The sequence below is a fragment of the Nitrosomonas sp. genome (assembly GCF_024282095.1).
In the GTDB taxonomy this organism is placed as follows: Bacteria; Pseudomonadota; Gammaproteobacteria; order Burkholderiales; family Nitrosomonadaceae; genus Nitrosomonas.
Map to the genome: position 1 here is coordinate 1 of NZ_JAMWZS010000057.1, position 12,416 is coordinate 12,416.

Here is a 12,416-nt window from a genome sequence, read left to right on the forward strand (position 1 = left end):
GGCAACACACTGATGCAGTGGTTGCATATCAGTAAATATCCGCCCAGCTTGGCTTACGTCGCACTGGAACTGGGTTTAATGGCGATTCTTTTGGCGTTGCTGGTGCGTCTGGAGTCCGTCAAAAGCATGATCCATCGCAATGGCCCCGTCTTGGTCTTCGGGCAAACCGCATTGTTTTTTTACCTCGCTCATTTCTGTGTGCTGGCGGCATTGCGCCTCGTGCTGGAACGCGGTGGCCTTGAGCAGACTTACTGGGTCACTTTACTGGTACTGGTGATTCTGTATCCCATCTGCCGCATTTACCGTTCGTTGAAATGGCGTTATCCGCAAAGCCTTCTGCGCTTTCTGTAAGATAATCATAGGCCTGTGAGTCTATGTAAAACCCTTGCTCCATTCAGTTTTTATTCATGTTGATCTGTGTAAATTGATGCCATCAGGAATTAACCTGGATCGAATAACTGAAGGAGATACATCATGGAAACCAAAAAAACAATCTTGACCGGCCTTTTATCAACTTTGTTATTGGCATTCGTCTTGGCTGCACCTACTTTGGCACAGGCAGGCAGAGGTCATCATGGACATGGCCATCATCATCACCACCACCATCACGGTCACCACCATGGCCATCATCATAAGCATCATTATATTGGCGGTGGTTATAACTACATATATAACCAACCGCGCGGCTATTACCGTCCATACTATCCGCAGCCACAATATAATTACAATTACTATCCAGCCCCGGTTTATGGCCTTCCGCCTCAGATGATGATGGGCATTAGTACCGGAGATGCGAGCTTTATGTTACGCTTCTAAATCGGAATGCTGGTAACAGGTAGGTAGTTTGATCTATTTGTTACCGGTTCGACGCATACATCCAGTACTCAGGACTGTTAGATGATGAATAGATGGCGGGAAATTTTAGTGGTTGTGGTGGTATTGATCGGCCCGATCACGCAAGCATTAGCCAGTGGGCAGCATAACGCTGCCAACTATTATCGTACCAATAGCACCCCTTCTGCCGGCATCACCGAACAAAAAGCCATTACCATTGCGCAACAGCATGTCAAAGGTAAAGTGCTGGCAATTAACCATTCTGACGATGTCTATCGCATTAAAATTCTCAGCCAGCAAGGCACAATACATATTATTCTGATCAATGCGCTGGATGGGACAATTATATCGACCCATTAACAGCCTGTTAATTGAGATGTCATGCAGACCCGCATCCCCTTTATTTTGAATTTTCAAGAATACTGAATTATGCGCATCCTAGTGATCGAAGATGAAATCAAATTACAGAACCAGATTCGCCAGCAATTGGAAGCGGCCGGTTATATGGTCGATACGTGCAGTGACGGCAATGAAGGATTGTTTTTTGCCACGGAATACCCGTTGGATGCTGCCATTATTGATATCGGATTGCCCGGAAAATCAGGGTTGGAAATTATCAAGGTACTGCGCGAAAAAGGAAGCTTGTTACCCATTTTGATCTTAACCGCCAGAAGCAGTTGGCAAGACAAGGTTCAGGGGCTTGAAATGGGTGCGGATGATTATCTGACCAAACCGTTTCAGATGGAAGAGCTGCAAGCCAGGGTCAAAGCGCTGTTGCGCCGTTCGACCGGCATTCCACAGACGGTATTGAAATGCGGTCCCATAACTCTGGACGTCACTTCCCAATCCGTCGCCGTCAATGGAGAAGCGATAGAGCTGACATCGTTTGAATACCGCTTATTGGAAGAATTGGTGCGTCATCATGGCGAGATTCTTTCCAAGCATACATTGGCCGATTATCTGTATCCGCATGACGAAGATCGCGACAGCAATGTATTGGAAGTCATGGTTGGCCGCTTGCGCCGCAAACTCGATCCCGACGGCACCATTAATCCGATTGAAACCATGCGTGGTCGGGGTTATCGTTTTACCCTGACGTGCAATAAATCTTCATGATGTCGTTAAATCAGCGCATCTTATTCAGCGCAACGCTGGTTCTGTTGATCTTTATCGTTACAATTGCATTAACGCTGGATCGTGCATTTTATGACAGTGCGCGGGTAGGGGTGAAGGATCGTCTGTTTGCCAAGCTGCTCATGATCATGGGAGACACGGAAGTAGAAGAATCCGGCGCACTGGATGTGTCGACCAATCTGCTCGATGCAGAACTCGGTCACGTGAATTCGGATACCTATGCATTCGTTATTGATCATACCAATACCATTGCTTGGCGATCGACTTCATCGCTCAATGAACAAATCCCGACGGTGGCTCTGCTGGAAAAAGGTAAGAAGCAATTTGCGCAAATCATGATTGACGATGAGCCCTATTTTATTTACAGCTACGGAGTTGCTTGGGAGACACCATCCGGGGACTACCCGCTGACTTTCTCGGTCATTACGGATACCGCATTGTTTGAAGCGCAGATAGAACGTTATCGCGAAAATCTGTGGGGCTGGCTCAGTGTGATGACTGTTTTGTTATTGGTCACGCAAATGGGAGTGCTGCGCTGGGGGCTGCAACCGCTGCGCAAAGTTTCTGCTGAATTGGTAGCGATAGAATCCGGCCGGCAAGAAAATCTGAAAGGGGATTATCCCAGTGAATTAAAACTGTTAACTGACAGTATCAATTCTTTGATCAGTCACGAACACAAGCAACAGAAACGCTATCGCAACGGCTTGGCAGATCTGGCGCACAGCCTTAAAACACCGCTCGCCGTGCTCCAAGGCGCGGTGAATAGCGAAGACGATGAACAATCCCGGCGTAAAACCATTCATGAACAGATTGACCGCATCGATAACATTATCCAATATCAGCTACGCCGTGCCGCTACCGCCGGCAGTTCGCCCGGCATGGGGCTGATCACGTTACGTCCGATGGTGGACCGAATGGTGGCTACCGTTGCAAAAGCGTATCGCAACAAGCACCCGGAAATAACCGTCGACATCGACGATGCCATCGGCTTGCGCATTGACGAAGGTGATTTGATGGAATTGCTCGGTAACTTGGTCGACAACGCTTTTAAATGGTGCCGCCAGAGCATTCATCTGTTTGCGGACTATCAGGAAAATTGGATAATCATCCAAGTCAAAGACGACGGACCTGGAATCCCATCACATGAAATCGCCAGAATCCTGGAGCGCGGGGTGCGCGCCGATCAATCCACGCCGGGTCACGGCATAGGCTTGGCGATTGTGCGCGACATCACCCAGGTGTATGGTGGAGAATTGTCGATTGAGAATAATCCAAGTGGCGGTGCCTGCGTTACCCTGCGTTTGAAGAAGAGCAAATAACCTACCTGCATCGTACATTCCAATCCACTTTTCAGGCCCTCATCAGCGTCCACATACCAATGATGATAAATCCCGCTCCGGCGATATATTGCAGGTGTTTCGCACTGATATAGTCGGAAATGACGCTGCCCGCCAAGACACCAAGCGCTGAAGTGGCGATCAACGCCAATGATGCGCCGATAAATACCGTCCATTTGCTGACTTCCTTGTCGGCAGCAAACAGCATGGTCGCCAATTGGGTTTTGTCACCCAGTTCAGCAATAAATACCGTGGCAAAAACGGTCAATAATATTCTGTAATCCATTTTTATATCCTGAAAGTCGATTGTGTATTCATGCGGTTCGATTCAAAGCGCTGGTCATATAGAAATCATGCATCTTTTTACAAAAAACAGTGATAATAAATGACTATCAGCGTGTTTCTCGTAAAAAAATCTATGGGGTTGCTGGGAAACAACCTGATACCCAAGATTAACCCGTTCATGTAAAAGGAAAACTCATGATTAAAGCATATGCAGCGTTTGAGTCGGGTGGCAAGCTCCAGCCTTTTGAATACGATCCCGGACCGTTGGGTGAGCACGATGTTGAGATAGCCATCGAGCACTGCGGCATTTGCCACAGCGATCTGAGCATGCTGTACAACAACTGGGGAATCACGCAATATCCATTTGTACCAGGGCACGAGATCATCGGTACGATCGTAGCCAAGGGCGCGCATGTCAATAATCTTGCCGCGGGACAACGCGTCGGCCTGGGGTGGCATTCCGGTTATTGTATGACTTGCCACAGTTGCATGTCCGGCGACCATAATCTGTGTGCACAATCGGAATCCACGATCGTGGGCCGTCACGGCGGTTTTGCCGACAAAGTGCGTGCCAATGCCGCCAGCGTTGTGGCATTGCCGGATAGCCTCAATGCGCAAAGTGCGGGACCTCTTTTCTGTGGTGGCATCACGGTTTTCAATCCGCTGCTGCAATTCAACGTGCCGCCTACTGCCAAAGTAGCCGTCATCGGTATCGGTGGCTTGGGACATATTGCATTGCAGTTTTTAAAAGCGTGGGGTTGTCGGGTAACCGCATTTACATCCAGCGATGACAAAAAGAAAGAGGCGCTGGCGTTGGGCGCGCACGATGTGCTGGATACGAAAAATCCAACTGAACTGGCCGCTGCGGCTAATCGCTTTGATCTGATTCTAACGACCGTCAATGTGAAACTTGACTGGAACGCCTATATCGCAACCTTATGTCCTAAAGGTCGTCTGCATTTCCTGGGAGTGCCGCTTGAGTCATTGGATATCAATGTGTTTCCGCTGATTGCCAGCCAATGTTCGGTGTCAGGTTCGCCCGTCGGCAGCCCCGCCGGTATAGCAACCATGCTGCGTTTTGCCGAGCAACATAAGATCGAACCCGTCATTGAAGTGTTTCGTTTTGATCAAGTGAATGAAGCACTCACCAGACTGGCGAGCGGCAAAGCGAAATACCGCGTTGTTTTGAGTAATCAGTAACAGACTTGTCTTGAATAAATGGTTGCATAAGGCAGGCGTAACACAGCAAACGGTATCAAGTCATTAGCTCGGTAGGTTTTCGAGTGTTGCGTGGTTCTGCCGTCACGATTTTAATGGCTAGCGAAGCAGATAATTTGATTTGATCATAATCACCCTGACGGGAACTTTTCCGCACTGATTCACTCACTATTTTAGTAAGCTTTGTATGCCGGTTGACATTCAAAGACGCAATCGTTGCCCAATGCCTTTATAATACTGGGTAGCATTCAATCCACCAGTTATCCGATTCGCTCGGTAACTATCTAATTAAATCAAAAAAATCAAATCTTAATACTTTTAAAAAGTAGAATAAAAACCTCTTGCCTTAAATGATGGGGAGGTTTCATCACTGGAAAGCTCATTTTATGATTCATATATCACGCAAAAAAGAAATTCGTTCGCATACTTCCCTACGAGGTTTGGCAGCTTTGATAGTTGTCTTTGTTCATTTCCGATCCTTTTTTCATCCATCGATAGACCCCGATGAGTTTACATTTTTTCTGTATAAAGGTTATCTTTGGGTAGATTTCTTCTTTATTCTCAGCGGCTTTGTAATGGCGTATGTTTATGACATCGAACATCCCAAGCGCTATAGCATACGCGACACGATGCATTATCTGATTGCTCGAATTGCTCGAATATATCCATTGCATCTGATATCGCTTGTGGCAACACTGCTATTTTTTATTATGGTTGCACTGATCAACTGGGGGTTGGGAGAAGAACCCTGTTGTGTGTTCGATGATTCCTTGCGAAATGCTGAATCATTAATAGCCAATCTATTGCTCGTTCACGCATGGGGTATGTTTGACTGGGTAACATGGAATTTCCCCTCATGGTCTCTGAGTGCGGAACTTTTCTGCTATTTGATCTTTGCTGTGCTGCTGACCATAAATGGCGATAACCGTAAACTGGCTTTGGTTGTGCTGTCATGCACTGCAGTGCTTTTCTATTGTCTATCCCTTGCTACGAGTAGCGATGTCGATGAGAACTTTCGGCTGTCCACCATACGTGCTACATCAGCTTTCACAATCGGTATGCTGTTGTTCTTGGGGCGTGAGGCGGTTTCTGCTGTTCCAGAAAGAAGTTTGACGTGTATTCAGATTGCCGCGTGTATTGCACTTTTCTTTACACTACACTTTGGCTTAGCAGATATTTTATCGATTGGTTTGATGGCCTTGATCGTTCTGGTGACCTGGGAAGACCGTGGTTATTTATGCAATTGTCTCGACACGCGCTATATCCATACGATTGGGCTATTGTCGTTTTCTATTTATATGTGGCATTACCTGGTCAAGTTCATTGCCAAGCAGGATTGGGAGGGTTTCACCGGGTTACCGCTGCAAAGTAGCGCAACGGGATCGGTCCTGTTTATTGCCTGTATGATCGGTTTAGTCATTCCGATCGCAATCGGGAGCTATCGACATCTGGAAATGCCCACGCGCAAATGGATCAGTTTACGATTGAATGGCTTACTTGAAACCAAGTATCCGCCAAACTGGCAGTTGGCATTGATACCTAGTGAAAGAAAAAGATGAACATATCTTCTCGGTAATTTACCAAATACCAAGAAGCATCCTGAGTTCTAAGAGTTGTCCGGCGATGAATGGTGTCTGATGGCGCATAAAATTTAGCCGACGCGTACCCTAAACTTTCAGTACGTAACTCACAACCACCGGCTTTATCCGGTGGTTGTTTAGTGCCTTTCATGACAGTAACAAATCAATGCGCGTTTGTCGTGTCAGCTTCTTTTCTGCGGCGCGCTACAAAACCCAACAAACCAAGCCCTGCCAACAGCATGGCATAGGTTTCTGGTTCTGGCACTGGCAGGGCAGTAATGACCAAATGCCCGCCCAAATTATCGAATGTGATATCGCCTTTTATTTCGTTGCTGTCCGGTAAACCTGCAAAGCTGAGATTCAAACTATCCAATCCAGTGATGCTATCAGCAAGCAAGAAATTCCAGTGATCTCCCACGGCAGGGTGAAAATCGTTATTGAAGACGAACAGAACATCGCCTCCGGTAAAATCGGCATTGCCGTTAATGGTCAACACATCATAAAGCCCGGTTCCCGTTCCATCAATATCGAACCTAAGGTTGCCGCTGCTATGAAAGTCACCATTGAAGGTTAAAGTTCCTGTTTGATCAAGATTACTAAATCCTCTTTCATCTTCGGCAGGATCAACGGTTGCTCCGCTCGCGATAGTCGTCTCACCTGTAAAAGAACCAATCCCGGACACTATCCCAGCATTGATCTGGAAAGATGATTGACTGATACTGCCATTATTTTCCATAGTACAATACCCCGGTGGGCAATTAGCAGGTCCCTGAATATATATGCCAGAACCGTTGATTATCCCGGAATTATTTCCTAGTCCCCATTCTGCAAGACCACCATATCCTGTACCACCATACAATAGCGTGCCATTATTGGTCAGAGTGCTACCGGCATTGTTATAGAATTCTCTACCGAAACTGATACTTAAAGTGCCGTTATTAATTAGAGTGCCAAAATTGGTTATGCCGTAGCCAGCGTTTATGATGCCACCGGGATTATTGTTTACTGTGCCAAAGTTCGCAAACGAATAAAATTCAAAAAAGCCGCTATTGTTTATAATGCCATCGGATTCATTTCTCAAGGCTTGATCAAAGTTGTCATGTAGTGCGCCGTTATTGTTTATGGTGCCGCTATTGAATACGGCTCCGCTGAAAAGATTAAAGGTACCACCCGCATCAATGTTCAGATTGCCACCCAATGCATTAACCAGTTGCCCACTTTTCAAGGTACCGCTGCTTCCTATGTGCAGGATGCCAAAATTAGTGAAATTGGAAGCTTCGGCATCGCTATCCAACACATTGATTGTATTGCCAACTGGATTTGGATTCGGAGCAATCTGATAGGCTTCCGCAAGGATGGGTGAGCTTGCGAGGGCGATACTGGTTAGTAGCGTAGAAATCTTTGTCATGTTCATGATGTTTCCTTTTACTGATGTCTGTAGATTCAAATTCAAAATGGTTTTAAGGAGTCATGGGTTGTTCGTTTATAGACTTTTTAGCAGGCCGTTGAGAAACTGTCTGCGTTGCCGCTACGGTGTTAAAAGCAGGCTCAAGATGCTCAGTGATTACGCATAAACTGCACTTTCTCGCCTGTTTTTGCCTGGCATCGGCTGCCTAGAAAACTTTTTTCGGCAGTCTTGTTAGGGTTACTTGCCGCATTTTGTTTACAGAATAAAAACTGTCGGTTTGATAAGTGGGCAACTGCTTAAGGAGTTTTTGTATAAACCGCATTTACTTTTCCGAACATGGTGATGGATCTTTGCTCATCAGAAACATTGGTTTCTCGCTACGCTCGAAATGGTGGCTACTTGAAAAACCCCTTCATGGATAGTCTCCGAACTATCAGTTGTCATGGAATAGCTTCTGTAACTTTTACAGACTACTGAAATTTTTAGTGGGGTAGCTTGAGGTAAATCAACAAAACTTTGAATCTATTAACAGTATTCAAATTTTTCTGACGGTGTTGCTGATTAGATTTACCATAAGAAGGCGCTGGCTTTTTTCCCCGCGACCTGGCCTTCAAATACCAGCCTGGCATTCGTTTGGGAAAGCCCAAAACAAACGTGCAGTGGCAATAAATGTTCCTCTCTGGGATGGCAATAGCGCGCAAAAGGGGCTAGATCCCAGTGGGTGAGCCTGGTTTCACGTTCTTGCACCGAGAGTTCCGGGTTGGTGCAGGTATCGATCAGCCAGTGTTCGAAAGCTGCGTTTTTTGGATCAGATGCATCGGCGGTTTGCGAGAAAAAGGCTCTGAGGTTGTGAAATGAAAAACCGGAGCCGATGATCAGTACGTTTTCCTGTCTTAATTCCATCAGGGCTTTGCCAATGGCGATATGCGCTGCGGCACTGAGATTATTCAGCAGCGATAACTGAATGCAGGGAATGGTGGCATCCGGGAACATGATTTTCAGCGGTACGTACAAGCCATGATCAAAACCGCGCTGGTTGTCGAGTTTGGCTGCGATTCCGCCTTGTTGCAACCAGTGGTGTACTTTCTTGGCGAGAACCGGGTCGCCGGGTGCGGGATATTGGATTTGATACGCCGCAGCGGGGAAGCCGCGGTAATCGTAGAGCAATGCGGGTGCTGTGCCACTGGTAATGGTCACGACAGTTTCTTCCCAATGCGCGCTGATTACTACGATGGCCGAGGGTTTGCCGAGCGTTGGCACCAAATCTTTCAGGAAACCGACCATATCCTGGTGGCTTGTATCGCCAAGCAGCGGCAAGGGACCCGCGCCGTGCGGGATGAATAACACAGGACTCAGCTGGGCAGTCGGGTGTTGATTCATTGTCTCCATGGTTTGGTATCTTACAGAATCAGGGTTTTTATCATCAATCCAATCATGGCACTGGCAGCAATCACGTGAATGACACCGAGTTTGAATTTAAACAATGCAATGGCGGCAGCCAACGAAATCAACGCCGAAATCCAGTCGAATGTGCCGTCGAAGCCCGCAGGCCATAGTACGTGGTAGCCGAAAAATAGCGCCAGATTTAGAATCACACCCACGACAGCGGCGGTGATCGCCGTCAGCGGTGCGGTGAATTTCAGGTCATTGTGCGTGGATTCCACCAGCGGGCCACCTGCCAGGATAAAAATGAACGACGGTAGAAACGTGAACCAGGTGACCAAACAAGCGGCGACAGTTCCGGCCAGCACTACCGATTCCGCACCGAAAACGGCTTTAACATAGCCGCCTACAAAGCCGACGAATGCGACTACCATGATCAGCGGACCGGGTGTTGTTTCACCCAATGCCAGACCGTCGATCATTTGCTCGGGGGTGAGCCAGTTATAGTACTCCACCGCGCCTTGATACATATAAGGTAGAACCGCGTAGGCGCCGCCAAAAGTGACCAGTGCTGCCTTGGTGAAGAACCAGCTCATTTGTGTCAGCGTGTGTTCCCAGCCATAGGTGGTGGCGAGCAATCCCATCGGAATGGCCCATAGCAGCGCGCCAATCACCGCAATGAGTGCCAATCGTGACCAGCGGTGCTGTGCATGCTCCGGTGTCGGCGTGTCGTCGTCAATCAATGCTACGCCGAAGGATTCTTGAGCTTTGCCATGACCGCCGCCGGCTCTGAATTTGTCCGGTGCAATACGGCCACCCACAAAACCAATCAGCGCGGCTGCAATGACGATGATTGGAAATGGCACGTGCAGTGCGAAAATCGCCACAAACGATGCCGCCGCAATGGCCCACAGCACATTGTTTTTCAACGCCCGGGAACCAATGCGGTGAGCTGCTTGCACCACGATGGCTGTCACCGCCGGTTTGATGCCATAAAATAAGCCCGCGACAAAGGGTACATCGCCAAAGGAGATATAGACCCATGACAACACGATCAGTATGGCCAGCGAAGGCAGTACGAATAGTGCACCAGCGACAATGCCACCCCAAGTTCGATGCATCAGCCAGCCGATATAAGTAGCGAGCTGTTGCGCTTCCGGCCCGGGTAGTACCATGCAGTAATTGAGTGCATGCAAAAAGCGTTTTTCAGAAATCCAGCGGCGGTTGACCACCAATTCCTGGTGCATGATTGAAATTTGCCCCGCTGGTCCGCCAAAGCTGATAAATCCCAGTTTGAGCCAAAATAAAAATGCCTGCCAGAAACTGACGGAAGGCGCCACGGTAGTGGTCGATTCAAGCGGAGAAGTTTCAGGTTGACTCATGGTTCGCGGCTCCTTGTTCGAAATTTTTCAGCAAACCGTCAAACACGGAACTTGCTGTTTTTAAAAGTTGATCATCATCGATAATGGCGTGACATAATCCTGCCAGCACGCTTTCAATGCCGGCGGCTTCGGGCAGTTGTATGCCGCCGACATCCAGGTAATGCACCAAGGTGCCGAGTCGTTTCAGTCCGATTTGCTCCAATCCGAAACTCTCCAACAGTACTTCAAACGTAACGCGATGGTCGATATGCGTAAATTTCGCACCATCGAAATCAAATCCCAGTGCACCAGAAGGGCAATCTGACGGTGATTTCAGCCACAGAAATTTGGCTTTTTTATCGATAAAACTGCGTATTAACCAGGCACTGGCCAAACGATCCACCCAAGGGCGACGGCGGGTTGCCCACAGGCGACCTTGAAAATCACTGATCTGCAGACGGTTGATCTTGCGGCGGCTGATCGCACGCGGTTCATCGGGTGTCAGCGCTTGTGCGGTGGCCAGCTCCAATTCTTGCAATGCGGTATCAACTTGCTGCTGATGATTATCGGGGAAAAAATCAATGGCGATCAGGCTGGTAAATGCTTTGCGTAATTTGCGCGCTTGCTTGAGTTTCTCCTGTGCCGTATCGCTGTTTAACCCATTGCACGCATCGATAATTTCGGTCAGCAGTTTGGTGTAATCTTCGCTGCGATCAAATAAGTGTATGAGTTCGGTTTTGTCAGGTTCATCGACATGCAGCACATAGGCAGTGCCGCCGCTTAACTGTACGTCGGCAGCGATCGTGTTCAGCGTGTTGCGGCAAGATTCCTGATCTGGCATTAAATACACGCCATCCCGCAATACTGCGGCACCGGAAGCTTTTAAGGTGCGCCATGAGCGCATACGCACGGTGGCGTTTTCAGTAGGTAACGATAGAATCAGCGCAATCAGTTTCATAGTGTAGAGATTAGAACATATTTGTATTAATGTCTACAATGTATGTAATGAGTATTGTATAAGTCTTTTGTATCAAATGATTAAGATGATTACAGTCGTGGAATCACTATTGCTTATTGTTGATAATAAGCAATTCACCTGATGCAAGCGATCATCCGCAGTATGATATTCTATCCGTGCAGGGGGATATTATTTTAAAAACGAATTGGAGGGCCTTTAACATGAAACACCATATGAAACAGCTGATCATGTCTGTTTGTACATGCTTACTACTGAGTAACACTCATTTTGCTGCGGCTGATACCGCCAGTGATACTGAAATTCTGCTGAACTGGGCTGAGAATACCTATCCGCAATACTTTCCAACCCACCAGGTCACACAGACTATTGATCCTTGGATATACAGATTTTATCCTGAAACAGGGATTTATGCCGGTGTGAACAAGACCGACAATAACGTCTATGCGCTGGGAGGACCATGGGGAGATACGCCAACATTAATCGACACACTGCCTAATTTGGTTGCTCTTGCAGGCTCCGGCAACAGCAGCATTCCCGCTTGCAATACCGCGAATGCACCGGCTGGAATGCACTATACGCAGAATGGCAATGTCGTTAATATCACCACGGATGGATGTATTCCACTGCCAACCAGCAACAACGTGTGTCAAGCGCCCCAACAAACGGCAGAAACAGGGATTTCTGTATTGACTAGCAGCAATGTAACATCATCCGCGATCTTGGGAATTACCATCGATATTCCTAATATTCCGAATCCATTTGAGTCTTTTGCCAATAATTTCTCCAACAGCAAACATTGCACGGTCAACGTGCCTGCAGAAGGAGCTAACCTGATTATAAACTCCGATGTCTGTTATGACATGACTGCACAATTTGGCAGTGAATTTGAAAATATTC

The 12,416-nt window shown here is 47.5% G+C and carries 12 protein-coding genes and 1 pseudogene; 8 read left to right on the forward strand and 5 right to left on the reverse strand.

Annotated features, from left to right (window positions below):
- From Q0K92_RS12240 to Q0K92_RS12260, 5 genes and pseudogenes are all read left to right on the forward strand, one after another.
- Positions 1-351: pseudogene (locus Q0K92_RS12240) on the forward strand (hypothetical protein); the annotation flags it as partial.
- Between the two features lie 123 nt (positions 352-474).
- Positions 475-816 (forward strand): hypothetical protein, encoded by a 342-nt coding sequence (locus Q0K92_RS12245; RefSeq protein WP_297326078.1) that lies wholly within the window; start codon positions 475-477, stop codon positions 814-816.
- 81 nt (positions 817-897) lie between these two features.
- Positions 898-1,194, forward strand: a complete 297-nt coding sequence (locus tag Q0K92_RS12250) for a PepSY domain-containing protein (protein WP_297326079.1) — start codon at positions 898-900, stop codon at positions 1,192-1,194.
- 69 nt (positions 1,195-1,263) lie between these two features.
- Positions 1,264-1,950 carry a response regulator transcription factor gene (locus Q0K92_RS12255; RefSeq protein ID WP_297326080.1) on the forward strand — a complete coding sequence of 229 codons (687 nt, stop codon included), beginning with the start codon at positions 1,264-1,266 and terminating at the stop codon, positions 1,948-1,950.
- Positions 1,950-3,287: an ATP-binding protein gene (locus Q0K92_RS12260; protein WP_297326081.1), complete on the forward strand. Its 1,338-nt coding sequence runs from the start codon at positions 1,950-1,952 to the stop codon at positions 3,285-3,287. The genes Q0K92_RS12255 and Q0K92_RS12260 overlap by 1 nt, the downstream gene beginning before the upstream one ends.
- Positions 3,288-3,318: 31 nt before the next feature.
- On the opposite strand, the gene Q0K92_RS12265 is transcribed toward Q0K92_RS12260, so the two are convergent.
- Positions 3,319-3,591, reverse strand: a complete 273-nt coding sequence (locus tag Q0K92_RS12265; protein WP_297326082.1) for a TMEM165/GDT1 family protein — start codon at positions 3,589-3,591, stop codon at positions 3,319-3,321.
- 194 nt (positions 3,592-3,785) lie between these two features.
- On the opposite strand from Q0K92_RS12265, the gene Q0K92_RS12270 reads away from it, so the two are divergent.
- A complete protein-coding gene (locus Q0K92_RS12270) occupies positions 3,786-4,790 on the forward strand; it encodes an NAD(P)-dependent alcohol dehydrogenase (protein ID WP_297326083.1) in 1,005 nt (334 codons plus the stop codon).
- Between the two features lie 404 nt (positions 4,791-5,194).
- Entirely contained in the window at positions 5,195-6,367 is a 1,173-nt protein-coding gene (locus tag Q0K92_RS12275; RefSeq protein WP_297326084.1) for an acyltransferase, read from the forward strand.
- A gap of 184 nt (positions 6,368-6,551) precedes the next feature.
- On the opposite strand, the gene Q0K92_RS12280 is transcribed toward Q0K92_RS12275, so the two are convergent.
- The 4 genes from Q0K92_RS12280 to Q0K92_RS12295 all read right to left on the reverse strand — a co-directional run bounded on the left by Q0K92_RS12280 (position 6,552) and on the right by Q0K92_RS12295 (position 11,498).
- Positions 6,552-7,802 (reverse strand): FxDxF family PEP-CTERM protein, encoded by a 1,251-nt coding sequence (locus tag Q0K92_RS12280; RefSeq protein ID WP_297326085.1) that lies wholly within the window; start codon positions 7,800-7,802, stop codon positions 6,552-6,554.
- A gap of 561 nt (positions 7,803-8,363) precedes the next feature.
- On the reverse strand, positions 8,364-9,185 hold the full coding sequence (locus tag Q0K92_RS12285) for a class III extradiol ring-cleavage dioxygenase (protein ID WP_297326086.1): 822 nt from the start codon (positions 9,183-9,185) through the stop codon (positions 8,364-8,366).
- 11 nt (positions 9,186-9,196) lie between these two features.
- Entirely contained in the window at positions 9,197-10,561 is a 1,365-nt protein-coding gene (chrA, locus tag Q0K92_RS12290) for a chromate efflux transporter (RefSeq protein ID WP_297326087.1), read from the reverse strand.
- Positions 10,548-11,498 (reverse strand): chromate resistance protein ChrB domain-containing protein, encoded by a 951-nt coding sequence (locus Q0K92_RS12295; protein WP_297326088.1) that lies wholly within the window; start codon positions 11,496-11,498, stop codon positions 10,548-10,550. The genes chrA and Q0K92_RS12295 overlap by 14 nt, the downstream gene beginning before the upstream one ends.
- A gap of 221 nt (positions 11,499-11,719) precedes the next feature.
- On the opposite strand from Q0K92_RS12295, the gene Q0K92_RS12300 reads away from it, so the two are divergent.
- Positions 11,720-12,416, forward strand: a 697-nt coding sequence (locus Q0K92_RS12300) for a hypothetical protein (RefSeq protein ID WP_297326089.1), incomplete at its 3' end; no start/stop codon positions are given.